20 protein-coding genes are annotated in these 25,860 nt (G+C 70.3%); 10 read left to right on the top strand and 10 right to left on the bottom strand.

All coding sequences use genetic code 11. The annotated features are described in order from the left end of the window. Positions 1-30: 30 nt before the first annotated feature. The gene (locus B116_RS0100600; RefSeq protein WP_027658894.1) at positions 31-1,611 is read right to left on the bottom strand and encodes a metallophosphoesterase; all 1,581 of its coding nucleotides are present in this window, start codon (positions 1,609-1,611) and stop codon (positions 31-33) included. 85 nt (positions 1,612-1,696) lie between these two features. Beyond that, positions 1,697-2,863 (bottom strand): PQQ-dependent sugar dehydrogenase, encoded by a 1,167-nt coding sequence (locus B116_RS0100595; RefSeq protein WP_027658893.1) that lies wholly within the window; start codon positions 2,861-2,863, stop codon positions 1,697-1,699. Positions 2,864-3,026: 163 nt separating this feature from the next. On the opposite strand from B116_RS0100595, the gene B116_RS0100590 reads away from it, so the two are divergent. Then, the gene (locus tag B116_RS0100590) at positions 3,027-3,944 is read left to right on the top strand and encodes a 2-hydroxyacid dehydrogenase (RefSeq protein WP_027658892.1); all 918 of its coding nucleotides are present in this window, start codon (positions 3,027-3,029) and stop codon (positions 3,942-3,944) included. Here the strand turns inward: B116_RS0100590 and B116_RS0100585 are convergent. The 3 genes from B116_RS0100585 to ilvD form a co-directional block, all read right to left on the bottom strand. Next, entirely contained in the window at positions 3,938-4,327 is a 390-nt protein-coding gene (locus tag B116_RS0100585) for a PH domain-containing protein (protein ID WP_027658891.1), read from the bottom strand. The genes B116_RS0100590 and B116_RS0100585 overlap by 7 nt on opposite strands. Positions 4,328-4,484: 157 nt before the next feature. Continuing rightward, a complete protein-coding gene (locus tag B116_RS0100580; RefSeq protein ID WP_027658890.1) occupies positions 4,485-5,915 on the bottom strand; it encodes a hypothetical protein in 1,431 nt (476 codons plus the stop codon). A gap of 293 nt (positions 5,916-6,208) precedes the next feature. Continuing rightward, positions 6,209-8,056 carry a dihydroxy-acid dehydratase gene (ilvD, locus tag B116_RS0100575; RefSeq protein WP_026321716.1) on the bottom strand — a complete coding sequence of 616 codons (1,848 nt, stop codon included), beginning with the start codon at positions 8,054-8,056 and terminating at the stop codon, positions 6,209-6,211. A 110-nt stretch (positions 8,057-8,166) separates the two neighbouring features. Between ilvD and B116_RS0100570 the strand changes: the two genes are divergently transcribed. From B116_RS0100570 to serA, 5 genes are all read left to right on the top strand, one after another. Continuing rightward, a complete protein-coding gene (locus tag B116_RS0100570) occupies positions 8,167-10,479 on the top strand; it encodes a putative bifunctional diguanylate cyclase/phosphodiesterase (RefSeq protein WP_027658889.1) in 2,313 nt (770 codons plus the stop codon). Positions 10,480-10,818: 339 nt separating this feature from the next. Next, positions 10,819-12,702 (top strand): acetolactate synthase large subunit, encoded by a 1,884-nt coding sequence (locus B116_RS0100565; protein WP_027658888.1) that lies wholly within the window; start codon positions 10,819-10,821, stop codon positions 12,700-12,702. Positions 12,703-12,763: 61 nt separating this feature from the next. Next, positions 12,764-13,279, top strand: coding sequence for an acetolactate synthase small subunit (gene ilvN / locus B116_RS0100560; RefSeq protein ID WP_027658887.1), 516 nt, complete (start codon positions 12,764-12,766; stop codon positions 13,277-13,279). 59 nt (positions 13,280-13,338) lie between these two features. Beyond that, positions 13,339-14,352: a ketol-acid reductoisomerase gene (gene ilvC, locus B116_RS0100555; RefSeq protein ID WP_018722201.1), complete on the top strand. Its 1,014-nt coding sequence runs from the start codon at positions 13,339-13,341 to the stop codon at positions 14,350-14,352. Between the two features lie 320 nt (positions 14,353-14,672). Beyond that, on the top strand, positions 14,673-16,268 hold the full coding sequence (serA, locus tag B116_RS0100550; RefSeq protein ID WP_027658886.1) for a phosphoglycerate dehydrogenase: 1,596 nt from the start codon (positions 14,673-14,675) through the stop codon (positions 16,266-16,268). A gap of 90 nt (positions 16,269-16,358) precedes the next feature. Here serA and B116_RS0100545 read toward each other — a convergent pair whose 3' ends face one another. Next, positions 16,359-16,715 (bottom strand): hypothetical protein, encoded by a 357-nt coding sequence (locus tag B116_RS0100545; RefSeq protein WP_188115975.1) that lies wholly within the window; start codon positions 16,713-16,715, stop codon positions 16,359-16,361. A 328-nt stretch (positions 16,716-17,043) separates the two neighbouring features. Beyond that, a complete protein-coding gene (locus tag B116_RS0100540; RefSeq protein WP_027658885.1) occupies positions 17,044-17,898 on the bottom strand; it encodes an FAD:protein FMN transferase in 855 nt (284 codons plus the stop codon). Positions 17,899-18,113: 215 nt separating this feature from the next. Here B116_RS0100540 and B116_RS0100535 point away from each other — a divergent pair, with 215 nt between their 5' ends. Both B116_RS0100535 and B116_RS0100530 read left to right on the top strand, forming a co-directional pair. Continuing rightward, a complete protein-coding gene (locus B116_RS0100535) occupies positions 18,114-19,145 on the top strand; it encodes a 3-isopropylmalate dehydrogenase (protein WP_018722197.1) in 1,032 nt (343 codons plus the stop codon). Between the two features lie 275 nt (positions 19,146-19,420). Continuing rightward, positions 19,421-20,518 carry a branched-chain amino acid aminotransferase gene (locus tag B116_RS0100530; RefSeq protein ID WP_027658884.1) on the top strand — a complete coding sequence of 366 codons (1,098 nt, stop codon included), beginning with the start codon at positions 19,421-19,423 and terminating at the stop codon, positions 20,516-20,518. 9 nt (positions 20,519-20,527) lie between these two features. Here B116_RS0100530 and B116_RS0100525 read toward each other — a convergent pair whose 3' ends face one another. Together B116_RS0100525 and B116_RS0100520 are read right to left on the bottom strand one after the other, a co-directional pair. Further along, complete coding sequence (locus B116_RS0100525) at positions 20,528-21,256, bottom strand: tyrosine-protein phosphatase (RefSeq protein ID WP_027658883.1); 729 nt, start codon at positions 21,254-21,256, stop codon at positions 20,528-20,530. A gap of 43 nt (positions 21,257-21,299) precedes the next feature. Continuing rightward, positions 21,300-21,764 carry a hypothetical protein gene (locus B116_RS0100520; protein WP_027658882.1) on the bottom strand — a complete coding sequence of 155 codons (465 nt, stop codon included), beginning with the start codon at positions 21,762-21,764 and terminating at the stop codon, positions 21,300-21,302. 288 nt (positions 21,765-22,052) lie between these two features. On the opposite strand from B116_RS0100520, the gene cimA reads away from it, so the two are divergent. Then, positions 22,053-23,678 (top strand): citramalate synthase, encoded by a 1,626-nt coding sequence (gene cimA, locus B116_RS0100515; protein ID WP_027658881.1) that lies wholly within the window; start codon positions 22,053-22,055, stop codon positions 23,676-23,678. Here cimA and B116_RS0100510 read toward each other — a convergent pair. Beyond that, the gene (locus B116_RS0100510; protein WP_027658880.1) at positions 23,647-24,588 is read right to left on the bottom strand and encodes an endonuclease/exonuclease/phosphatase family protein; all 942 of its coding nucleotides are present in this window, start codon (positions 24,586-24,588) and stop codon (positions 23,647-23,649) included. The two genes, cimA and B116_RS0100510, sit on opposite strands and share 32 nt — an antisense overlap. Positions 24,589-24,799: 211 nt before the next feature. On the opposite strand from B116_RS0100510, the gene B116_RS0100505 reads away from it, so the two are divergent. Beyond that, positions 24,800-25,846: an AAA family ATPase gene (locus B116_RS0100505; RefSeq protein ID WP_027658879.1), complete on the top strand. Its 1,047-nt coding sequence runs from the start codon at positions 24,800-24,802 to the stop codon at positions 25,844-25,846. Positions 25,847-25,860: the final 14 nt, after the last annotated feature.

Genomic DNA, 25,860 nt, shown 5'->3' with positions numbered 1-25,860 from the left:
GCTGGCCGCCGGCTTGTCCGGCGGTCAGGTTCAGCGGGTCGGGGTGGGGGTTACCGGGGCCGGTGCTCCAGCCTTCGGGTCCTCCACGAGGTGTCGTTCGAGGTTCACCTGGGCCTGGCCGGTGCCGCCGACGGTGATGTCGTCGTACGCCTGGAGCAGCTTCTCCTCGTCGAAGTAGAGGACGGTCATCGACAGTGGGGTGGGTTCTTCGCCCTCCAACCCGCGCAGCCCGGCGCCGCCGGTCGAACCCTGCACCATCAGCAGGGTGGGGGTCTGGTCCGGCTGCTGGGGCAGCCGGTACACCTCACGGTTGTGGGTGTGCCCGGCGAGTACCAGCGGGGTGGCACCGGAGAGTGGTCCCGCCGACGCGGGATCGTGCACCAGCGCCAGGTCCACCGGCCGGGGTGCGCTACGGGCGGTGGCTGCCAGCTGGTCGCCGGAGTCGATGAGCTGGTCGGCGGTCTCCCCGGTCAGGCCACTGCCCGCCGGTGAGGTGCTCTTGTCGGGCGTGAAGCGCGGGTCCCCGATGCCGGCGATGGTCAGCCCGGCGACGACGGTGGTCGTGTTGTCCAACACGATGGCGTTGCGCTGCTGGGCCACCGCCGCCGTCGTACCCCCCGAGTCGTGGTTGCCGCGGATGTAGACGTAGGGCGTGCGGAGGAGTCCGATCGAGGCGACGTAGTTCGCCTCCGGCTCGCTGCCCCAGTCGGTGATGTCGCCGGTGTCGACCACGACGTCGATGCCGAACTGATTCACCACGGTTTGGATGACCGGCCAGGCAGCTGGGTTCAGGTGCAGATCGGAGATGTGCAACACCCGCGTGGTGCCGGGCTGCGGCTCGAACACCGGCAGCTCCGAGACGGTGGAGTAGAGCTGGCTGACGTTGCCGACCAGGCGCTGGAGTTGTTCGGCGTAGCGGGTGTAGTCGTTGGCGATCCGGCGGGCGTCGCCGACGAGCGCCGGCGCGTTGACCAGGAGCCCCTCGTAGCGGGGCTCTTCGATCGCCTGCGGTCGGAGGGTAGCCGCCGCGGTGCCCAGGCTGCCGGTGGTGATCACGAGCGCGAGCGCACCCGCCCAAGCGGTGCGGCGGGTGTCGCGGAACACCAGGAAAGCCAGCAGCAGGGTGACCAGCACCGTGGCGGCGACGGTACGGACACCGAGGCGCAGAATGCCCTCGCGGACGTCATCCACGACGGTCTGGCTCGCCCGGTTGAGGCTCTCCGGGTCGTGCAGCAGCGCCTCGGTGCGGTCCTGGTCGAGGGCGCCGAACTGCACGGTCAGTTGGGTTGGGCCGTCGTGGCTGTCGAGCAGGAGCGCGCCGAGCGGCGGTATGTCGATGGTGGTGCCGCCGTGCAGCGTCGGGGTCACCGTCAGGTCTGCCTGAAACGGCCCGACCTCGGTGCTGACCCGGCCTCCGGCCAGTGTGCCGATCAACACCCCGGCCAGGGTTACCGCGAGTACGGCCAGGGTTATCCCGACGGCTCGCAGCGCCCGCCAGCGGGTCGCATGGCCGTCGGTCGACCGGTGCCGCAGCCGGAACCGCCGACTCCAGCCCGTCTCCGGCGGCTGGCCGCCTCGGCTGTCCTGCTGCTCGTTCTCCTGACCGTCCATGCTGAAATTCTGACTCGCCTGGTCGAACGGCTCGGGAAAATCTGGGCCGGGTGTCGCGCGCTGTCGGCCCTATCACACCTCGTGGTCAGCTTCGTCCGGCTTCGCCGTCAGCGAACACCAGGCGCAGGAGACGATCGTCGTCCGCCATCGGAGCTCCGCGCCTGTCGTGGTTCGAGGTGCCCACCCAGAGTGAGCCGTCCGGTGCCGCGGCTACTGCCCGCAACCGCCCGTACTGGTTGGTGAGCAGGTCGCGCGGCTGGCCGAGCGTTCCGGTGTCGGTCAACTCGACCAGCCAGAGCCGCTGTCCGCGCAGGCAGGCCGTGGCGAGGAGACGCTCGGTCCGGGCCAGTCCGGAACAGGAGGCCTCCGCCGGCGGCCACCAGACGATCGGGTTGACGTATCGGCTGTCGTCGGAGCGGCCCTCGACCTCCGGCCACCCGTAGTTGCCGCCCCGCTTGATCTCGTTGATCTCGTCCCAGGTGTTTTGGCCGAATTCGACGGCGTACATCCGACCGTCGGCGGCCCAGGTGAAGCCCTGCACGTTCCGGTGCCCCAGCGACCAGACGGGCGAGTCGGGGAAGGGGTTGTCCGGTGCCGGCTCGCCGTCGGTGGTGATCCGCAAGATCTTCCCGCCGAGTCGGTTGCCATCCTGCGCCTGCTCCCGGTCGCCGGCGTCGCCGGTGCTGGCGTAGAGCTGCCCGTCCGGGCCGAAGGCGAGGCCCCCACCGTTGTGGGTGCGAGCCTTCGGGATGCCGGTCAGGATCGGGCGCGGCGGCTCGCCGAGGGTGAGCCGGGCGATCCGATTGTCCTGTTCGGCGGTGTAGTAGACGAAGATCGTCTGATCCTGCTGGTAGTCCGGGGAGACGGCGATCCCCATCAGCCCGCCCTCGCCACCCGCCGTCACCTCGGCGAGGGTCTGGACCACGGTCACCCGCAGCCCATCGGGGTCGGACTCGGGCCCGACCTGGAGAATCCGGCCGGCGTCCCGCTCGGTTATCAGCGCGCCCCCGTCCGGCAGGAAGGCGATGCCCCACGGGACGCGTAGACCCTTCGCCAGCACGGTGGCGACCACCTCCGGCCCGGTGCTCCCCAGGTCGGTGCTGGTCGGCGTGGGGAAGGTGGGGGGTTCACCGGCCGGGTCGGGCGCGGGCTCGCCGAAGCTGCAACCGGTGGCAACCAGCAGCGCCGCGCAGGACGCCGCGAGGGCGGCCCGAAAACGGTGGGTGCGCGGGTGTGCGGGTCGGGCGCTCACCCGGAACAGGGTAGCGGCCGGTGAACCGGGTGCGGGCCCCGGAACGGGGCCGGCCGGGTGCGGGCCCGAAAGGACGCGGAGCGGGTGCGGGCCCGAGAGGACGCGGGCCGGTGCCTGCCCCCGGAACGGCGCGGCTCGGGCCGAGGCCCTATCGTCGGCGGGTGTGAAGGTGTGGATCCCCCATGAGCACGGCACATCCCTCCTTGGTGACCTGCCGGCGGGTGTAACGGTGGAGGTGGCAGAGCCGGACCGGCTTCCGTCCCCGGTGACCGACGTCCGGTTCTGGGTGCCGCCGTTCCTGGCCGAGGCGGAGACCACCGACCTGTTGCGGGAGCTGCCGGACTTGGCGGTGGTGCAACTCCTGACCGCCGGCGCGGACGCGTGGGTCGGCCGGATGCCACCGGGCGTGACGCTCTGTGATGCGCGAGGAGTGCATGACCAGGCCACCTCGGAGTGGGTCGTCACCGCGATCTTGGCGTACCTACGGTCCTTCCCCGCGCTCGTTCGGGCGCAGGACCGTCGGGAGTGGGCGTACCGCGAGGTGGCGCCCACCGAAGAACTGGCCGGCAAGCGGGTGCTGATCGTCGGCGCCGGCTCGATCGGCACGGCGCTTCAGGCGCGCCTCACCCCGTTCGAGGTGGACCTCACCCTGGTAGCCCGAACCGCGCGACCCGGCGTGCACGCCGTCGCGGAGCTGCCCCGGTTACTACCGGAGGCGGATGTGGTGGTGCTGCTGGTGCCGTTGACCGACCAGACCCGGGGGCTGGTTGACGAGGCGTTCCTGGCGGCGATGCGCGACGGCGCACTGCTGGTCAACGCGGCGCGGGGGCCGGTGGCGCAGACCGAAGCACTCGTCGCCGAGCTGGGCACCGGCCGGATCTCGGCGGTGCTGGACGTCACCGACCCCGAACCGCTGCCTACCGACAACCCGTTGTGGGCGATGCCGAACGTGCTGCTCACCCCGCATGTGGCTGGCTCGGTGCAGGGCCTGCTTACGCGGGCGTACCAGCTGGTGGGTGATCAGATCCGCCGCTTCGCCGCGGGCGAGCCGCCGACCAACGTGGTGGTGGAGGGCTACTGAGTCGCTTCGCCGTTGATGCCGGGCTGGGGCCGGTCGGCGACCGCGATGAGCCGGGGCAGGTCATCGTGGCGGACGGCGGGCAGCGGGACCGCCCGGCCGTCGGTGAGCCGGGCGACCGCTCGGCCGTCCGGGCCCGCGCCCAGCTCGACGATCTGGTCCCAGCGGATTCGGTACTGCCCGGCGAGCGCCTGTAGGCGCAGCCCCTGGGCGTTGGCGTCGGTGCCGGACCGCCAGGCCCACCCACCGAGGGCGAGCGGCACGAGGAGCAACGGCAACAGGTACCACCGGGCGGCGGCCAGGGGCAGTGCGCCGAGGAAGGCGACCACCGCGGCGACCAGCAGGGCCTGGTTGTGCCGGAACCGGAGAGTGTCGGAGCTGCTCACCCGCTGATAATCCCATCTGCTCGGAAGCGGTGTCGGGACGGGGCGGCGCCGGGCGCCGCAGGTGGCGACTCCGGCGGTCCGGAATCACGGTCGAGGGGGTTCGCCCCGCGCCCATCGGCGCGGGGCGAACCCCCTTCCAACTACTCAGAGTGCCCGGTCAGGCCGGGCAGCCGGGAACCGCGACGCAGTTGTTGGGCCGGTTCTTGATGACGACGGTGCCGGTGGCGGTGTTCAGGTTCACCGTTCCGTTGTCGTTGAAGATGCCGCCGCCATCGATGGTGGCGAGGTTCTTCACCACCTGGGTGTTGAAGAGGGTGGTGACGCCGTCGACGTTGTAGATGCCGCCCCCCAGGGTGGCCTGGTTGTCGACAACCTTGCTGTCGCGCAGCACCAGTTGGCCCGTGTTGTAGATGCCGCCGCCGGAGTCTGCGGCGGCGGTGTTGCCCTTGATGAGGCTCTTCTCGGTGACCACGATGCCGTTGGCGTCGATGACCAGCCCACCACCGACCCCGGCCGACGAGGTGTTCTTGGTGATCTCGACCTTTCGCAGGGTGAGTTGCGCGCTGACCAGCAGTCCGCCGTACTGGAGCGCGGTGTTTCCGGTGACTTTGGTGTCGGAGATCGTGTTGGAAGCCTGGCTGAGCAGCAAGCCTCCGGCCGCACTGCTTGCGTGGTTGTTGGCGATCACGCTCTTCGTCACGTTCACCGCGCCAGTGGCGCCGAGACCTGCAATGCCCCCGGCGATGCCAGCGGTGTTCGCTTTCACCTGCGACGTGGTGACGGTGAGGAGGCCAATGGCATTGCCGATGCCGCCGCCGGAAGTGCCGGCGGTGTTGTGGCTGACGGTGGAGTGCTTGACGGTCGTGGTGCCGAAGTTGGCGATGCCGCCTCCTGCGGTGGCGGCGATGTTGCGGGTGATGGTGCTGTGGTTGGTGGTGAGGGTGCCGCCGAGGTTGACGAGGATGCCGCCGCCCTCGTCCGGGGTGCTTCCGCCGGTGATCTTCAGTTTGTTGAGGGTGAGGTCGCCGCCGACGTTGACGGTGAGGATGCGGAACTCGTCGACGGCGGCGGCGCGTTCGATGGTGGTGTGTTTGCCGCCGTTGAGGGTGATGGGGGTGGTGATGGCGGGCAGGCCGGCGCCGTCGATGTCGGCGGTGAGGAGGTAGGTGCAGTCTTTGGCGAGGTTGAGGGTGGCGCCGCCGCGGGCGTTGGCCAGGGTGATCGCGGCGATGAGCGCGTCGGCGTCACAGGGCACGGGGGTGCCCGGCGGCTTCTTCTCCTTCTTGCCCTTGCCCTTGCCCTTGCCTTTGCCCTTGCCGTTGTCTTTGTTCTGGTCGTCGTGTTTGCCCTGGTCGCCGCTGCGGTTGTCGCGGTCTTTGCCGGGCTGGTGGGGTTTGTCGGTGCGGTTGTCGGTGGTGAGGGCGCGTCCGATGGCGTCGGCGGCCGGGGTGGCGGCGACGCCGACGGCGGTGAGGGCGAGGCCGGTCACGCCGGCGAGTCCGACGGCCCACCAGCGCCGCGGTGACCTCGCCCGGTGTCCGCCGGGGCGGTCCGGTTNGGGTTCGTGGGTGTGGTCCTGCTGGTTCATCGCGGTGTCGGTGTCCTTCCCCCGTGCGTGGCGAGGAGGCACCAGCCCCGGGGGCAGACCGGGGTGGTGTCGTCCTCGGCTACCGGGTAGGCGGTAGCAGCCACCCGCACGCTAAACCGACACAAAGCTCAGAAGAACACGAACACGAAGAATATGACTAAATCAGACATCACCTAATGAGGTGCCGCTGGACACCGGGACTCGTAGCGTGTCCCCCAGGTTCGGTCGATGGAGGCGGCCGCGGATGCGTTCCGCGTCCGCGGGGCCGGCAACGGCGACCGGGCGCCGTCCGTTCAGTCGGGGACGCGGCGGTAGGCGCCGTCGCTGGCCGAGGTGGTCATGGCGGCGTACGCGCGCAGCGCCGCGGAGACGGGGCGCTGCCGCTCCGCCGGCGTGTACGGGCGGTCTCGCTTCTCTTGCGCGACCCGGCGGGCATCCAACACCTCGGGCGGTACGGCCAACTCGATGGCCCGGTTCGGGATGTCGATGACGATCTCGTCGCCCGGTTCGACCAGGGCGATCAGCCCACCGGCAGCGGCCTCCGGCGAGACGTGGCCGACCGACAACCCGGAGGTGCCACCGGAGAACCGGCCGTCGGTGAGCAGCGCGCAGGCCCGTCCCAGCCCCCGGCCCTTGAGGAACGAGGTGGGGTAGAGCATCTCCTGCATCCCTGGCCCGCCCCGGGGGCCCTCGTAGCGGATCACCACCACGTCCCCCGCGACCACCTCCTTGGCCAGGATGGCGGCGACCGCGTCGTCCTGGGACTCGTAGACCTTGGCCGGGCCGCGGAAGGTCAGGCACTCCTCGGGCACGCCGGCGGTCTTCACCACGCAGCCCTCCGGCGCCAGGTTGCCGTGCAGGATGGCCAGCCCCCCGTCCGCGGTGTACGCGTGGGCCCGGTCCCGGACACAGCCCCCAACGGCATCGGTGTCCAGGGCGGACCAGCGGTTGGTGGTGGAGAACGGCTCGACGGTGCGGACCCCGCCCGGGGCGGCATGGAACAGCTCGACCGCCTTCGGCGTCGCGGTGCCGCCACGAATGTCCCAGTCGGCGAGCCAGCGCTCCAGCGAAGGGGAGTGCACCGCGTGGACCTCCTGGTGGAGCAGGCCGGCCCGGTTCAGTTCACCGAGGATGGCCGGGATGCCGCCGGCCCGGTGGACGTCTTCCATGTGGTACTGGGGGGAGTTCGGTGCGACCTTCGCCAGGCAGGGCACCCGCCGGGAGATGGCGTCGATGTCCGCCACCCCGAAGTCCAGCTCGGCCTCGCGGGCGGCGGCGAGCAGGTGCAGGATGGTGTTCGTCGAACCGCCCATCGCCACGTCGAGGGCGACCGCGTTGTCGAAGGCGGCGCGGTTGGCGACCGCGCGGGGCAGCACCGTGGCGTCGTCCCCGTCGTACCAGCGCTTGGCGATCTCGACGACGGTCCGGCCGGCCTCGACGAAGAGCGACCGGCGGGCGGCGTGGGTCGCCAGCGTTGACCCGTTGCCGGGCAGGGCCAGGCCGATCGCCTCGGTGAGGCAGTTCATCGAGTTGGCGGTGAACATGCCGGAGCAGGAGCCGCAGGTGGGGCAGGCCGAGCGTTCGATCTCGCCGAGCTGGTCGTCGGTGACCGCCTCGTTGGACGCAGCGATCATCGCGTCAATCAGGTCGATCTTCGAGTGCACGACCCCCTCGATCGCGACGGTCTTGCCAGCCTCCATCGGGCCACCGGAGACGAAGACAGTCGGGATGTTCAGCCGCAGCGCGGCCAGCAGCATCCCAGGGGTGATTTTGTCGCAGTTGGAGATGCAGACCAGGGCGTCGGCGCAGTGAGCGTTGACCATGTACTCAACGGCGTCGGCGATCAGCTCCCGGCTGGGCAGCGAGTAGAGCATGCCGCCGTGGCCCATCGCGATGCCGTCGTCCACGGCGATGGTGTTGAACTCCCGGCCGACCCCGCCGGACTCGGCTACCGCTTCGGCCACCAGGCCACCGAGGTCCTTGAGGTGGACATGCCCCGGAACGAACTGGGTGAAGCTGTTGGCGATGGCGACGATCGGCTTGCCGAAGTCGTCGTCGGTCATTCCGGTGGCGCGCCACAGGGCTCGGGCACCGGCCATCGTCCGACCGTGGGTGGAGGTCCTCGACCGCAGCTCAGGCATGCGTACCAGTTTGGCACCGTCGTCGGGGCGACCGGAGCCCGCGCAGGACGTGTCCCAACAGATGCACACCCGGCCCCCCACTCCGGGCGTTCATCCGGCAGAGTTGGGCTGTGTTGTTACCCCCGGGTCGGTTTCGCAGCGCGGTGCGGAGCGGGCTCACCCGCCGGCCGGCCGCCATCCCGGCGGTGGGCGGTGCCCGCCGGGTGTCGGCGCGTCGGCCCGCAGCGTTCCTCCTCGTCGCCGTGGCCGCCGTCATCGGTCTGGTGGCCGTCGTGGCCGGCGTGGTGGTGCTGCTGACCGCTGCCCGGCAGCCAGAGCCGGTCCCTTCGGTCGGCTGGGCCGAGGTGGTCTCCCTGGCCACCGCGACCAGCGGGCTGCTCTTCGGGGCCGGGCTGCTCCGCCTACCCGGCATGGCCCCCACCGTCGGGGTAGCCACCCGACTTTCGCTGGACGGGCTGATCATCGCCACCGCGCTCTGGTTCGTGGGTTGGGTGCTCCTCACCGAGCCGACCCGCCTGCTCGGATCCGCCCCGACGGGCGGTGCGCCGATCCTGCTCGCCACTGTTAGCGCGGCGCTGATCGTGGGCCTGGCCATCGTCGTGGTGTTCCGGGTCTCGTCGCCGCGGCGCCGGCTCGCCGCGCTCGGCGCCGGTTCCGCCGCGACGACCGTCGGTGGGCTCGGTGTCGCCACCGGGCTACTCCAGGCGCAGACGGGGTTGGCACTCAGCGGAGCGACAGTGGCCGTCGGCGGCCTGCTGACCGTCGCGTTGGTGCTTCATGGGTTCGACCGCCCCTGTAAGTCGGACATCGATCCAACCCGGCGTGAGGGTGAGCACGCCGTCCTGCCGATCCTGGTGATGGCGGGCGCGGCGGCGTACCACTTCCTCCAGGATGGCCGCTTCGACCCGTGCGGCGTGGCCGCCATCAGTGTCGAGGGCTTCGTCCTGGTTGCCCGGCAGTCCCTGACCCTGCACGACGTCCGCCGGTACGCGCGCCGGCTGGTCGAGGGGGAGGCGCACTTCCGGGAGTTGGCACACACCGATGCCCTGACCGGCCTGGCGAACCGGCGGGGACTGCTGCGGGCCCTGCACCGCTGCGCGGAGCGGGGCGACCCGTGCGTCCTGTTCCTGCTCGACCTCGATGGCTTCAAGAACGTCAACGATGTGCGCGGTCACGACGCCGGGGACGCTGTCCTGGCTGAGGTTGGCCGGCGGCTCCGCCACTCCGTGAGCTCCTGCGATCTGGCGGCCCGGCTCGGCGGGGACGAGTTCGCTGTCCTGTTGCCCGGCTCGCCCGCCACCGTCGACCAGGTGGGGGACCGACTCCTTGGGGCGTTGGGAGCCGCGTACGAACTGCCCGAGGGGCCAGTCTTTCTCTCGGCGAGCATCGGCATCGCTGGTTGGGCCCGTCAGCCCGATGTCGAGCTGCTGCTGCGCCACGCCGACCTGGCCCTGCGCTACGCCAAGCAGTGCGGCAAGAACCGGATCGAGCGGTACGACGTCGCCTACGACCAGTTGCTGAGCCGGCGGGCCACGCTGGAGCACGAGCTGCGGGGGGCGATTGAGCGCGACGAGCTGCGGCTGGTGTTCCAACCGGTGGCGTCGCTGCCGTCGGTGCGCCCGGTCGGCGCCGAGGCCCTGCTCCGGTGGCGCCATCCGGAGCTGGGCGCGGTCCGCCCGGATGAGTTCATCCCACTCGCCGAGGAGTGCGGCATGATCGCCAAGCTGGGGGCGTGGGTGCTGGACCAGGCCTGTCACCAGCTCTCCCGTTGGCTCGCCGACGGGCACGATGTATGGGTATCGGTCAACGTCTCGCCTCGAGAACTGCATGCCCCGGCCTACGTTGGTCAGGTCGCCGACGCGCTGCGCGTACATCGGGTTCCGCCGCAGCGCCTGGTGCTGGAGGTCACCGAGCATGCCGTCGCCACCGACCTGGACGAGCTGATCCGACGGTTGACCGCGCTGCGCCGGATCGGGGTTCGGGTCGCGTTGGACGATTTCGGCGCCGGCTACTCCTCCCTCGGCCAGCTTCGTCGGCTTCCGCTCGACATTCTCAAGATTGATCACAGTCTCGTCGCTGAGCACGAGCCGGTTCGTCCGGTGGACGCCGACGGTCCGGCGTTCGCCCCGATGGTCGACATTGTCATGCGCTTGGGGCATCAGTTGGGCCTTGGGGTTATTGCCGAGGGTGTTACGACTCCAACCGAGTTGGCCGAAGTGGTCGCCGCGGGCTGTCACTTCGGTCAGGGTGCCCTCCTCGGCTGGGGGGTGCCGGCCGAGCACCTGGAGGCGATGTTGGAGGCCGCCACCTCGTCGAACTCCCCGCCGGTCACCATGTCGGTCCCGCCTGTGCTGGCCTCCGGTCCGCCGCCGCCCCGGCGGCTGCCGACCCTGCCCGTGCCCGGGCCGCCGGTGTCGGAGTAGCCCAGGTCGAACCGGGTTGGATCGGGACCGGGTCGGAGTCGGACCGGGTTGGAGTCAGACCGGGTCGGATCGGGTCGGTAGCGCCGACTGTCTCGGGCGGGAACTTTTCGGCAGATCCGTTAACCAAAATGTGGGACTAGTTGACTCATTGCTTGAGATCCGTCATGCTGGTTCCCATGTCGTCGTACCGGTCGCTGCGAGTACTTACCTGAGCGCACTCTCCCACTGAGAGTGCGCTGGCCCCGTGCATCCCGCACGCGGGCTTTTTTGTTGCCGTCAGATCCGCCGGCGTTCCACCGCAGAACCCACCGCACCCTCCAGCCGAAGGCCTGAACCGCCATGACGAGACCCACACCCGAGACCCTCGCCAATTCCGCCCGGCGGGCCCGCCCGGCCGCCGAGCCGCCCCGCGACGTTGACCGGCCCCGCCCGACGGCCACCCCGACCGTCCCGGCGGTACGCACCCCTTTCCCCGCCCCCGCCCAGGTCTCCGGTGCCGGCTCCCTCGTGCGCTCCCTCGAAGCGCTCGGCGTCGAGGTCATCTTCGGCATTCCCGGCGGGTCGATCCTGCCGGCGTACGACCCGTTGTACGACTCCACGGTCCGGCACATCCTGGTCCGGCACGAGCAGGGCGCCGGACACGCGGCCACCGGGTACGCGCAGGCGACCGGGCGGGTCGGCGTCTGCATCGCCACCTCCGGGCCCGGTGCGACCAACCTGGTGACGCCGATCGCCGACGCGAACATGGATTCGGTGCCACTGGTGGCGATCACCGGCCAGGTCGCCCGGCCGTCGATCGGGACGGACGCCTTCCAAGAGGCGGATATCCAGGGCATCACGCTGCCGATCACCAAGCACAATTTCCTGGTCCAGAGCGCCGAAGAGCTGCCCCGGGTGCTCGCCGAGGCGTTCCACCTCGCCGCGACCGGTCGGCCCGGCCCCGTTCTGGTGGACATCCCCAAGGACGTCCTTCAGGCGTCAACCGTCTTCGCCTGGCCGCCGACGCTCGACCTCCCCGGCTACCGGCCGACGCTGCACCCGCACGGAAAGCAGATCCGGGAGGCGGCCCGGTTGATGGCCATCGCCCGCCGGCCGGTGCTCTACGTCGGCGGCGGGGTGCTCAAGGCCGGCGCGACCGACGGGCTGCGTCGGCTCGCCGAGCTGACCGGGATTCCGGTGGTCACCACCCTGATGGCGCGCGGGGCGTTCCCCGACTCACACCCGCAGCACCTGGGCATGACCGGCATGCATGGGACGGTCGCAGCGGTCTACGGTCTGCAGAAGGCGGATCTGATCATCGCGCTGGGGGCGAGGTTCGACGACCGGGTGACCGGCCGGTTGGACTCTTTCGCTCCCGACGCGTCCGTGGTGCACGCCGACATCGACCCGGCCGAGATCGGTAAGAACCGGCACGCGGACGTGCCGATCGTGGGAGATGCCCGGCATGTCATCGACGAACTGGTCGGTGCGGTCACCATCGAGCAGTCGGCCGGTCACCGGCCCGACCTCGACGACTGGTGGTCCCAGCTGCAGGACCTGCGCAAGCGTTACCCACTGGGCTATGACGAGCCGGCCGACGGCACGCTCTCCCCGCAGTACGTGCTCAGCCGGCTCGGCAAGATCGTCGGCCCGGAGGCGGTGTACGTGGCGGGCGTGGGTCAGCACCAGATGTGGGCTTCCCAGTTCATCTCGTACGAGAAGCCACGTACCTGGTTGAACTCCGGCGGCCTCGGCACTATGGGGTACGCGGTGCCGGCGGCGATGGGTGCCAAGGTGGGCCGGCCGGAGACGGTGGTTTGGGGGATCGACGGCGACGGCTGCTTCCAAATGACCAGCCAGGAGCTGGCGACTTGTGCGCTGGAGGGCATCCCGGTCAAGATCGCTGTGATCAACAACGGCAATCTCGGCATGGTGCGGCAGTGGCAGACCCTCTTCTACGGCGAGCGGTACTCCAACACGGAACTCGGTACCCACAAGCATCGGATTCCGGATTTCGTCAAGCTCGCCGAGGCGCTCGGCTGTGTTGGGCTGCGCTGTGAGACAGCGAAGGACGTTGACCGGACGATCGAGGCCGCGATGTCTATCAACGACGCCCCGGTGGTCATCGACTTCGTGGTCGGCAAGGACGCGATGGTGTGGCCGATGGTCGCCGCCGGCACCAGCAATGACGAGATCATGTTTGCCCGCGGTGTCCGGCCGGTCTTCGACGAGGACGAGGCGTAGTTATGGCCAACCACACCGGGCGCCGTCGGGGTCGGGAGAATCAGACGAGGAAGGCACCACTGTGACCATGCACACGCTCTCCGTGCTCGTGGAGAACAAGCCCGGGGTCCTGGCCCGGGTGTCCGGGCTCTTCTCCCGGCGCGGCTTCAACATTGGCAGCCTGGCTGTCGGGGAGACCGAGAACCCGGACGTCTCCCGGATCACCATCGTGGTCAACGCCGAGTCCTCTCCGCTGGAGCAGGTCACCAAGCAGCTCAACAAGTTGGTGAACGTCATCAAGATTGTTGAGCTGGATCCCCAGGTGTCGGTGGCCCGGGAACTGCTGCTGGTGAAGGTCCGCGCGGACCGCAGCGCCCGGGGTCAGGTGCTGGAGACGGTGAACCTGTTCCGAGCCCGGGTCGTTGACGTCGCCCCGGACACGCTGACCGTCGAAGCGACCGGCACGCCGGACAAGCTGGCCGCCCTGCTCCGGGACCTTGAGGTCTTCGGCATCAAGGAGATGGTGCAGTCCGGCACGGTCGCCATCGGCCGTGGGTCCCGCTCCATTACCGCCAGCCCGGCGCTCCGGGCCGCCTGATCCCTACCCCACCAGATCTCCGATCGGCCGCCGGGCGCGGCCATATGAAAGGGAAGTCCATGAGCGTTGAGGTGTTTTACGACGACGACGCCGACCTGGGTCTGATTCAGGGTCGCACGGTCGCTGTGATCGGGTACGGCAGCCAGGGCCACGCCCACGCGCTGTCGCTGCGCGACTCCGGCGTTTCGGTGGTGATCGGTCTGCCCGCCGGGTCGAAGAGCCGGCCGAAGGCCGAGGACCAGGGACTACGGGTGCAGACCCCGGCCGAGGCGGCGGCCGAGGCGGACATCATCATGATCCTCGCGCCGGACACGGCCCAGCGTGCCCTTTACACCGATTCGATCGCGCCGCACCTCACCGCCGGCAAGGCGCTCTTGTTCGGGCACGGGTTCAACATCCGGTACGGGCTGATCACGCCGCCGGCCGATGTGGACGTCGCGATGATCGCCCCGAAGGGCCCCGGCCACCTGGTCCGCCGGCAGTATGTCGATGGCAAGGGCGTGCCTTGCCTGGTCGCCGTCGAGCAGGACGCCAGCGGCAGCGCGTTCGGCCTGGCCCTGGCGTACGCCAAGGCCATCGGTGGCACTCGGGCCGGCGCGATCAAGACCACCTTCACCGAGGAGACCGAGACTGACCTCTTCGGCGAGCAGGCGGTGCTCTGCGGCGGTGCGGCGGCGCTGGTGCAGACCGGCTTCGAGGTGCTTACCGAGGCCGGCTACGCCCCCGAGGTGGCCTACTTCGAGTGCCTGCACGAGCTGAAGCTCATCGTTGACCTCATGTATGAGGGCGGCATCGCCCGGATGCGGTACAGCATCTCGGACACGGCCGAGTACGGCGACCTCTCCCGTGGCCCCCGCGTCATCGACTCCCAGGTCAAGGAGCGGATGCGCGCGATCCTGGGCGAGATTCAGTCTGGTGAGTTCGCCCGGGAGTGGGTTGCCGAGGACGAGGCCGGTCGCCCCAACTTCGCCAAGTGGCGGGCGGAGGGCGCGGCGCATCCGATCGAGGAGACCGGCGGCAAGCTGCGCGCCATGATGAGCTGGGTCGACCGGCCGATCACCGAGACCGCCTGATCCAGCAGCTCCCGGGCGCCCTGGTGCGAGGGCTTCCCGGCACCGCAGACGCCCGTGGCCTGACGCTCTCCCTCCCCGGCGTTGGGCCACGGGCGTCTGGCTGCGCTCCGGCACCGACGAGCAGGCGCGCGGCCAGCCGGTACGGGCGGTCGCTGTGAGGGCACTCACCCTGACCGCCGAAGCGCCGGCCCCGAGTGGCCGCCTACGATCCCTGTTAGGTGTCCGCAGCCGGCACCTGACGGCCATGGCCGGACTGCCGGCGGAGTGCAGTGCTGCCTCCGCCGCCCGGCCGACCGCTATAGACGACACTTAGAGGACCAATGAATCCTGTCGTACTGATCGCCGAAGAACTCGCCCCCGCCGCCATCGAGGTGCTCGCCCACGACTTCGACGTCCGACACGTGGATGGCACCGACCGTCCGGCCCTACTCTCGGCGCTCTCCGAGGCTGACGCTGTCATCGTCCGCAGTGCGACCCGAATCGACGCCGAGGCGATCGCCGCGGCACCACGGCTCAAGGTGGTCGCCCGAGCGGGTGTCGGCCTGGACAACGTCGAGGTGCCGGCGGCCACCACTCGCGGCGTCATGGTCGTCAACGCCCCCACCTCCAACATCGTCTCCGCGGCCGAGCAGGCGGTTGCCCTCCTGCTCGCGGTCGCGCGGAACACCGCCAGCGCCAGCGCGGCGCTGAAGGTGGGGGAGTGGAAGCGGTCGAAGTACACCGGGGTGGAGGTGCAGGGCAAGACCGTCGGGGTGGTTGGCCTCGGGCGCATTGGTGTCCTCTTCGCGCAGCGGATCGCGGCCTTCGGCACTCGGCTGATCGCCTACGACCCCTACATCCAGCCGGCGCGGGCGGCGCAGCTCGGCGTCCGCCTCGTCGGTCTGGAGGAGCTGCTGCGTCAGAGCGACTTCATCTCCATCCACCTGCCGAAGACGTCGGAGACGGTGGGTCTGATCGGGGAGAAGGAGCTGGCGATCGTCAAGCCCGGGGTGCGGATCGTCAATGCCGCCCGGGGTGGCCTCGTGGACGAGCAGGCCCTCGCGGATGCCATCGCCGAGGGGCGGGTCGCCGGGGCCGGCGTTGACGTGTACGCCAAGGAGCCTTGCACTTCATCACCACTGTTCGCCTTCGACAACGTGGTGGCGACCCCGCACCTGGGTGCCTCCACGCACGAGGCGCAGGACAAGGCGGGCCTCGCCGTGGCCCGCAGCGTGAAGCTGGCGTTGCAGGGTGAGTTCGTGCCGGACGCGGTAAACGTGCAGACCGGTGGCGTGGTCGCCGAGGACGTCCGGCCGCTGCTGCCGCTGGCCGAGAAGCTTGGCCGGGCCTTCACCGCGGTGGCCGGTGGGATCGCCGCGAGCGTGACTGTTGACGTGCGCGGCGAGGTGGTCAGCAACGATGTTTCGGTGCTCAAGCTCGCCGCGACCAAGGGGCTGTTCAGCTCGGTGGTGGAGGAGCAGGTCACCTACGTCAACGCCCCGCATCTGGCGGCTGAGCGGGGGGTCGAGGTGTCGCTGGTCACCAGGCCCGAGACGGCCGACGACGCGCTGCTGGTCACCATCCGTGGCGCCCTACCGGACGGCCGGACGGTGAGCGTCTCCGGTACCAGCGTCACCGGCGCCCGGGACGTCAACAAGCTGACCGAGGTGGATGGCTTCGACGTGGAGATCGGGGCGGAGGGCATCTTGGCCTTTCTCCGCTACGCCGATCGGCCCGGTGTTGTCGGCGCGGTCGGCACCCTGCTCGGCGAGGCCGGCGTCAATATCGCCGCGATGCAGGTGGCCCGTCGGGAGGCCGGTGGGGAGACGCTGATGACCCTCACCGTTGACCAGGCGCTCGGAGCCGATCTTCTCACCGCGGTCGCCGATTCGGTCGGTGCGACCTCGGCCAGCACTGCCGACCTGCGGGAGGAGTGATCGCCGGCCACGGAGGGCCCGCCGGTGGGCCCTCCGTGGCCGTAGGCGGTCCCGGGCACGGGCTGCGCGTTGGTCTGGTTGCGGGGGCGGTCAGCCGTCGGTGTGGTGGGACGGTGGATAGACCGAGCCGTCCTGGACGTCGAAGAGCATCAGCCGGTGTTCGCCGGCCAGCCGTTCGATGTCCAGCAGCACCTGGTCCGCGCAGGTCGGATGCAGCTTCAGCTCGACGTGGTCGCCAGCGGTGTGTAGCGGCGTCGTCGCCCAGGGGGTGTCCGCCCCGCCCGGCTGCTCTGGGTATGCGGCGGTGATCGCCCGATAGAATCCGACCACCCGCTGGTCGGGCTGGCGATCGGTGTGCTGGCCTGCTCGGCACCGCCGCACGGCTGTTCGTACGTCCTCGGCCGTTGCCCCGGGTGCCAGGGCCCACACGCTTAGATCGAAACTCACGGCGGACAGCGTGCCATTTGCCGTTCGCCATGTCGAAGTCGCCCTACCCCCCAACCAGCCCATACTCCTGACAGGAGGGTCTGCAGTGGATCCTCTTGCGTGGAGTTGTGTCAATTCGCTAGCGTACCGATGCGGTTACTGGCTGAGTCCGTGATGCGGGCCCGTCTTCGGGTGACGAGGTTGGCGTCCGGCCCTGGCTGGTCCGCACCCCTCGGGTGNGCGAGCCACGCGCAATCGTCGCTGACCGGCCCTCACGGTAGTTGCCGAAACCGTGGGGGCCGATCGTGACCCCCGGCGGGGCGGGCATGGGTGCCGCCATGGGCCGCCATCAGCGGCGGTGGGCGTGCAGGACTCGATAGTCCGTTCCACTGTGGAACCAGCTCAGCCCGGCCGGACCGGCGGCGTAGAGCGCGGTGGCGTAGGCGTCGGCGACGGCGAGGTCCGGCCCGACGACGGTGGCGGCGATGAACTGGTCGGCGGGTTCCCCGGTGTGCGGGTCCACCACGTGCCCCCGTCGTCCGGTCACTCCGGAGGTGCCGATCCCCCCGGCGGTCATCTCCAGCACCAGCGGTGCCTGGCGTCGGTTGGTGGGGTGGTGTACGGCGACCCGCCACGGTCCTCCGTGTGCGGCGTGCCCACGTACGACGAGGTCGGCGCCGGTGAGCACGGCGTAGTCGTGGACGCCCGCGGCCCGTAACCGGGCTGCGGCCCGTTCTACCGCCCACCCACCCAGCAGCCCTCCTGGGTCGAAGCCGCCGGGCACCGCCCAGGCGTCGAACCAGCCGTCGGTCGCGGCCCGCATCGCCGTGCAGCGGTCCACCAGGTCGGTCAGCGGCGGGTATGACTCGGGGCTGACCTCCCCCCGCCGTAACCGGGATACCAGGCTCTCTGGTCGGTTCGGCCCGTAGGTCAGGTCGATCGCGCGTAGCTCCGCGACAGCGTCCCGGAGCGCCGCGCCGAGGCCCCGGTGGCCAAGCCATTCCGGTGCGTTGAACAGCAACGTGTATTCGGCGATGGTGGTGCGGACGGTGTGCGCGACGGCGATTCGTTCCCCGGTTGCCGGGCCTGCTCCGCCGACCCGCCGCTGATGGCCACCGAGGCGGAGGTCCGGACGCGGCTGTGGTCGGAGTAGCGACGAGCCGTTCCAGCGGCTGCGTTGCTGTTCGTCGGTCCTCATTCTCATCCCGCCTCCCGGCCGACGCCCTGCGTCGCGGCGTTGGTGTGGGCCCTGGCCTGTGACCCCGCTGCTGATCAGGATAGGCAGCGGAGATCACCACTGAATGAATGTCACCTGGAAGCCTGCTGTACATCTGTATTCCCGAATGGTGGAAGTGTCGTACCGATGCTCGGGACCAGGGCGTACGGTCGGAGGCGAGCGAGTGAGGCAAAGGAGTCGACGTGGCACGGATCGCGGTGGTCGCTGGGGACGGAATCGGCCCCGAGGTGGTCGCGCAGGCCCGCAAGGTCATCGATGCGGTGGTGCCGAAGGTGCAGGCCACCGAGTATGACCTCGGTGCCGCGCGCTACCACCGCACCGGCGAGGTGCTGCCCGACTCGGTCCTCGCGGAACTGGCCGGGCATGACGCCATTCTGCTGGGTGCGGTCGGTGACCCGAGCGTCCCACCCGGCGTGCTGGAGCGGGGTCTGCTGCTGCGGCTGCGGTTCGCCTTCGACCAGTACGTCAACCTGCGCCCCGCCCGGCTCTGGGCCGGCACGAGCGGTCCCCTCGGCGGCGTCAAGCCCGGCGAGGTTGACCTGGTGGTGGTCCGCGAAGGCACCGAAGGGTTGTATGCCGGCGCGGGCGGTGCACTGCATCGCGGTACCGCGGCCGAAATCGCCACCGAGGAGAGCCTGAACACCCGACACGGGGTTGAGCGGGTGATCCGAGACGCGTTCCACCGGGCGGAACGGCGGGAGCGGCGCAAGGTCACCCTCGTGCACAAGACCAACGTGCTCACCCACGCCGGCTCGCTCTGGGCTCGTGCCTTCGCTGACGTCGCCGCCGAGTACCCGGACGTGACCACCGAATACCAGCATGTTGACGCCGCCGCGATGTTCCTGGTGACCCAGCCCCAGCGGTACGACGTGCTGGTCACCGACAACCTCTTCGGTGACATCCTCACCGACATCGCCGCCGCCGTCACCGGCGGAATTGGGCTCGCGGCCAGCGGCAGTATCAATCCGGAGCGCGCGTACCCGTCGATGTTCGAGCCGGTACACGGCTCCGCGCCGGACATCGCCGGTCGCGGTCTGGCCGACCCGGTGGCGGCGGTACTCTCCGCCGCGCTCCTGCTTGACCAACTCGGTCACGCCGAGCCGGCAGCCCGGATCACGGCCGCCGTGGCGGCGGAGCTGGCCGGTCGGGTGCCGGGCACGCCGATCCGAACCGAGGAGGTCGGCGACCGGCTGGCCGGGCACGCGGCCGGCTGAACCGGTAGCCACCTCCGCGGTCCGCCCGAACCGGTAGCGGCTCGCTCAGGGAGCACGGGCCCACGTCGGTTCGAAACCGCTTCAGTCACGTTGGGTAGGCGGTCGACGACTCTGTCCGTACCGGGCGGGTAGCCGGGACGAGCCACGCGTGTGGCCGGAGCGGGCGTCCCCCGGATGCCGCTACCCGCTGAACGACCGTTCGGGGTAAGTTGCTCGCACCAGCTCGGCACGCGGGGTCGCATGCCGTCATCATCCATTCCAGGGAGGTCAGCGCGATGAGCGGTGGTGACAAGCTCGAGTTCGAGATCCGTCCGAATTCGGCACCGGTATCCGTTGCGGACCGGGCTGCGCTGCTGGCCAACCCGGGCTTCGGGCGGGTCTTCACCGACCACATGGTCACTATCCGTTACGTCGCCGGGAAGGGCTGGTACGACGCCCGGGTCGAGGCGCGGGCGCCGATCCCGATGGACCCGGCCGCCGCGGTCCTGCACTACGCCCAGGAGATCTTCGAGGGCATGAAGGCGTACCGCACCGCCAGCGGTGGTGTGACGATGTTCCGGCCGTACGCCAACGCCGCCCGGTTCAACGCGTCCGCCCGGCGGATAGCGATGCCCACCCTGCCCGAGCAGACCTTCGTCGACTCGCTGCACCGGCTGATCGAGACGGACCGGGACTGGATTCCCGAAGAGGAGGACGGCAGCCTCTATCTGCGGCCGTTCATGTTCGCCAGCGAGGTCTTCCTCGGTGTGCGTCCCGCCAACGAATACCTCTACGCGGTGATCGCCTCCCCGGTCGGTGCGTACTTCCCCGGTGGGGTGAAGCCGGTGACGGTCTGGGTCTCGCCGGACTACACCCGGGCCGCGCCCGGGGGCACCGGTGCGGCCAAGTGCGGCGGCAACTACGCCAGCTCGCTGGTCGCCCAGGCAGAGGCGATCGAGCACGGCTGCGACCAGGTCATCTTCCTGGACGCCGTGGAGCGCCGCTTCGTTGAGGAACTGGGCGGCATGAACCTCTTCTTCGTCTACGACGACGGCACCCTGGCTACCCCGCCGTTGACCGGGACCATCCTGCCCGGCATCACCCGGGAGTCGGTGCTCACGCTCGCTGCCGCCGCCGGCCACCAGGTGGCGGAGCAGCCGATCACGTTCGCCGACTGGCAGGCCGACGCGGCGAGTGGTCGACTGCGCGAGGTCTTCGCCTGCGGCACCGCCGCGGTGATCACTCCGGTCGGCGCGGTCCGCTCTGTCGACGGTGAGTTCCAGATCGGTGGGGGTGAACCCGGCCCGGTCACCATGGCCCTGCGTCAGCAACTCGTCGACATCCAGCGGGGCAAGGCCGCGGATCCGCAGAACTGGGTTCACCACGTGCTCTAAGGGTTGCGGCTACTCCAGCAGGTGGTCGCGGAGCGCGGCCACCTGGGCGTCGGTGACGCCCGCGTGGCGAAGGTAGCCCTCGATCGTGCCGTAGCGGTCGCGTAGTTCGGTGAGGAAGAGCAGCATCGCCTCCTCGGGGCAGCTCAGCGGCGGCAGCGCCGGGTGTATCGCCCGGCCCGTCGTCGCGAACCAGGCCCGGAAGCGCTCGCCCGCTGCGGTGCTCAACGCGTAGTCCGTGGCGATGTCAGCGTCGGAGACGCCCAGCACGGCCAGGGTGAGACCGCAGACGATGCCGGTTCGATCCTTGCCGGCGACGCAGTGCACCAGGAGTGGGGCGTTGGTCTCGTCCGCGATCAGCCCGATCGCGGCGGCCAGGCCGGCGGTGCCGGTCGAGGCCAGGTCGGCGTACCGGTCGGCGAGGTAGCGGGCGAGGTCGGCGCCGGGTTGGTATGGCGTTTTGTCCCATTCGGCATGCTCCGGGTGGATGTGCTGCCAGGTCAGCCCCGCGAAGTCCGGGATCCGGCCATCCCGCTCCACTTCGTACGGCCGGCGCAGGTCGAGCACGGTGCGGACGCCGAACGTGGCGAACGCCGTCCGGTCGGCACCAGCCAGGCGGTGCGGGGTGTCTGAGCGAAAGAGCCGGCCACTTCGGACGGTGCGCCCGTCGTGGCCGGCGGGCCCGCCAACGTCGCGGAAGTTGAACAGTGTGTCGAATTGCGCTACTTCAATCGAGTCCACTCTGACACGGTAGCGGCAGACCCGGCGCTTGTGGTCCTGCCGATCATCGTTCCCGCGCGGTGCCCGGTGGGATAGCTGAGTACGTGTCGCCGTAGTAGCCGCCGAGCCGGTCCCGGTATGCCGGATCGGTGTCCGCGGTCTCGTCGTACTCCGGTGCGGCCTTGATCTGGGCCTTGCTCCGGTCGACGTGGACCTTCCGGGTGCTGTGGTCAACGTGGTTGACGGTGCCGGCGGGGAGCATGACCCGGCGACCGAAGAACCACGGGCCGGTGTCCACCACGAGGTAGCTGGAGTTGACCGCGTGGCTGGCCTGGTCCACCTTCCCGATTCCACCGTCACTCGCCTCGACCTGATAGCCCGCCAGGTCGATGTCGGTCGCGGTGGTGTCGGCGCGGTATCGCCACGGGTCGAAGGCGTTGCCGGGCGGGCCGTCGGGGTTGCTGCTCGGACCGCCGGTGCCGAGTGGGTTCGGGGTCGGGCGGGCCGGATGTGGGTCGCGCCGTGCCATGGCGCCTCCTTCCACCGGGGCGGTCCGGGCCGGCGTCCGGCCACCGCGGGGTGGTACCCGGTGTCGAGCCAGGTACACCGCAGTTCGGGGTGGTCGACGCCGACGACCTCCGAAAGCCGTCCCGGAATGCGGATTTGGTCGCCCCACCGGGCGCATGGCTGGCAGAGTGAACTCCGTGCACCACACCGTCATGATTATTCGCCGTTAGCGCGCCGGCCTCCCAGCCGCCGAGCGCGCAGACCTCCCACGTTCGTGGGGGGTCTTTTTGTTGCCGCAGAGAGGATCCTGATGACCTTCCAGGTCTACGACACGACGTTGCGCGATGGCGCCCAGCGCGAGGGGCTCAGCTATACGGTGGCCGACAAGCTCGCGGTGGCCCGGCTCCTCGACGAGTTCGGGGTGGGCTTCATCGAGGGAGGATGGCCGGGCGCGGTACCGAAGGACACCGAGTTCTTCCACCGGGCCCGTACCGAACTCGACCTGCGCCACGCGGTGCTGGTGGCCTTCGGCGCCACCCGGCACGCCGGTCGACAGGTCGACGACGACCCGCAGGTGCGCAGCCTGCTCGCCGCCGAGACCCCCGCCATCACGCTGGTCGCCAAGGCCGACCTGCGGCACGTGCGGGGAGCGCTGCGCACCTCCGCCGACGAGAACCTGGCGATGGTCCACGACACCGTGACATACCTGGTGGCGCAGGGGCGGCGGGTCTTCGTTGACGGGGAACACTTCTTCGACGGCTATCGCGATGACCCTGGGTACACCTCGTCGGTGGCCGAGACCGCACTCGCCGCGGGTGCCGAGCGGTTCGTGCTCTGTGACACCAACGGTGGCATGCTCCCCTCCCAGGTCACCGCTGTGATCGCCGACCTCACCGCCCGGCTCGAGGTGGCGCCCGAGCGACTCGGCATCCACACCCAGGACGACACCGCCTGCGCGGTCGCCAACACCATCGCCGCGGTGGAGGCGGGCGTGCGGCACGTGCAGGGCACCGCGAACGGGTACGGCGAGCGGCCCGGCAACGCCGACCTCTTCGCCGTGGTGGCGAACCTGCAACTCAAGCTCGGGCTGCCAGTCCTGCCCGAGGGCTGCCTGGAACAGATGGTGCGGGTGTCCCGCGGCATCGCCGAGCTCGCCACCATCGCCCCCGACGACCACCAGGCGTATGTCGGGGCCGCGGCCTTCGCCCACAAGGCGGGGCTGCACGCGAGTGCGATCAAGGTGGATCCGTTGTTCTACAACCACATCGACCCGCAGCTGGTGGGGAACCGGATGCGCATCCTCGTCACCGAGATGGCCGGCCGGGCCAGCATCGAACTCAAGAGCCGGGAGCTGGGCCTCGACCTGGCCGACCACCCGGAGACGCTGAACCGGGTCACCAAGCGGGTCAAGGAGCTGGAGGCCGAGGGCTGGTCGTTCGAGGCGGCCGACGCCTCGTTCGAGCTGCTGGTCCGCTCGGAGCTGCCGGACGCGGCGCCGCCCCGACCGTTCACGCTGGAGTCCTACCGGATTCTGGTTGAGCACCGCGAAGACGGCACGGTGGTCTCCGAGGCGACCGTCAAGATCCGGGTACGCGGCGAGCGGGTGATCGCCACCGCGGAGGGGAACGGCCCGGTCAACGCGCTCGACGAGGCGCTGCGCGCCGGTCTGGTCCGGCACTACCCCGAGCTGCGCGACTTCGAGTTGGCCGACTACAAGGTGGGAATTCTGGCGGGTAGCCACGGCACCGGGGCGGTGACCCGGGTGCTGGTGGAGACGTCGGACCGCAACGGTCGGGACTGGACCACGGTAGGCGTGCACCCCAACGTGGTGGAGGCGAGTTGGGACGCGCTGGTTGACGCCCTGACCTACGGGCTGGACCAGGCTCGGGGCGGACGGTCCGGGTTCACCCAGCCGGCGGGAGGCGCAGGTCGGTGAAGACCGCGCGGTGGTCGCTGCCCGGGATCGCGTACACCGCGGTGGCCTGGACCGCGATCCGCCGGTCCACCAGCACGTGGTCGATGGTCACCGGCGGAATCAGACCACCGTCGTACGGCCCCCACGTGCCGGTGAGCCCGGTCCCGGCAGCGTCGGCCGCGTCCACGTACCCGGTGTCCAGCAGGGCGCGCAGTGGGGCGTGGTCGAGGGTGGCGTTGAAGTCGCCGGCGAGGATGCGGAGCTGCCCGTCCGGGGTGGCGGGGGGCTGGGCGGCGAGGTCCCGGCGCCAGTTTCCGACCTGGTCGAGCGCGTACGGGGCGGCGGGGTGGACCGACTCGACCTGGACCGGCGGCGCCGCCGGGACGGTGACGGTTCCGTACGCCTGGAGGAAGCCCCAGCCGTTGCTGTTGTGCCGCACGCCGCCCGCGCTGATCGGGTAGCGGGCGTACAGGCCGGAGCCGGGGGTCCCCTCGACAGGGTGTAGTTCCCGGTACGGCAGGAGTTGGTCGAGCCCCAATCGATCCAACTCGGCCGCGATCGCCGGGGTGAACTCCTGTACGGCCAACACCTCCACCGAGTGCCGGCGAACGAGGTCAACCAGCGCCTCGGCGTCGGCGGAGCCGGCCAGCAGGTTGGCTGTCAGCAGCCGTACCGGTGGGCCGGTGGCGGCCGGCGGGGTGGACTCGAACGTCCGCGGTGCCACCACGGCGACCAGGGCCACGGTTGTCACCGCCGCCACCGCCGCTGGTCGCCAGCGTCGCAACGCGAGGAGCAGGATCAGGGGGAGCAGGCTGGCCGCGGCGGCGTACGGGGTGAAGGCCAGCAGCTGGACGAGGGGACCGCGGTCGAGGCCGAGCAGGCGTACGGCCGCCCAGGCGGCACCCGGGGCGACGGCCAGCCAACCGGCCACGGTTCTGGTCGCCGGTCGCCGACGGGGGTTACCTGCTTTCGCCACGACCGCAGACTAGGGCACGCCGGCCTGCTCATCCTTCGCCGACGCCGCCGGAGGCCTTCAGCGTTCAATAGGTTGTTTGTCCAGTATCGAGGGGAATAACCGGTAGGGCCATACTCAGTGCGGTAAGTCCGACGTTTGCTGGCGGTCGGCGCGGGAAGCAAGCACCGTGACGGACATCTCGGACACCTTGGCCCCCGAGCCCAGCCCGGTCGATCCCGACGCAGCCAGCACCGAGTTACGACAGACTCTCGCCGAGGTCCGGCGCGTGATCGTTGGGCAGGACCGACTCGTGGAACGCCTGCTCACCGCGCTGATCGCCGACGGACACTGCCTCCTGGAAGGAGTACCCGGCGTCGCGAAGACCCTCGCCGCGCAGACCCTCGCCACCGTCGTCGGCGGCAGCTTCTCCCGCATTCAGTTCACTCCCGACCTGGTTCCGTCCGACATCGTCGGCACCCGCGTCTATCGGGCGTCCCGGGAGACGTTCGATGTCGAGCTCGGTCCGGTCATGGCCAACCTGGTCCTCGCCGACGAGATCAATCGCGCTCCCGCGAAGGTGCAGTCCGCGCTGCTGGAGGCGATGGCCGAACGCCAGGTCTCAATCGGCGGGCGGAGCTGGCAGGTTCCGGCGCCGTTCCTGGTGTTGGCCACCCAGAACCCGATCGAGTCCGAGGGGGTCTACCAGCTGCCGGAGGCGCAGCGGGACCGGTTCCTGATGAAGGTGGTGGTGGACTACCCGAGCGACGCCGACGAACTCGCGATCCTCTACCGGATGAGCAGCGACCGGCCGAAGCCCGAGCAGGTCCTCGACCCGCAACGGCTGCTCAACCTCCAGGCCCGGGCGAGCCGGGTCTTCGTGCACCACGCGCTCGCCGAGTACGTGGTCCGGCTGATCCTGGCCACCCGTGACCCGGGCCGGTTCGGCCTGCCCGACGTTGCCCCGCTGCTCGCCTACGGGGCGAGCCCACGCGCCACCCTTGGCCTGGTCGCCGCCGCCCGAGCCCAAGCCCTGCTGCGCGGCCGGGAGTACGTGCTGCCCGAGGATGTCCGCGAGTTGGCGGTCGACGTGCTCGCCCACCGGCTGGTCCTCTCCTTCGACGCGGTCGCCGACGGGGTGTCGGCCGAATCGGTCGTCCGGCGGCTGGTCAACGCGGTACCGCCGCCTCGGGTCGCCGGGGTAACCGAACCCGCGCCCAACCTGGCGGCGGCGTGAGGTGGCGCAGCCGG

The organism is Salinispora fenicalii, assembly GCF_000514815.1.
GTDB lineage: Bacteria > Actinomycetota > Actinomycetes > Mycobacteriales > Micromonosporaceae > Micromonospora > Micromonospora fenicalii.
Note: the sequence above shows the minus strand (reverse complement) of the source record. Positions and strands in the feature narration are given on the sequence as shown.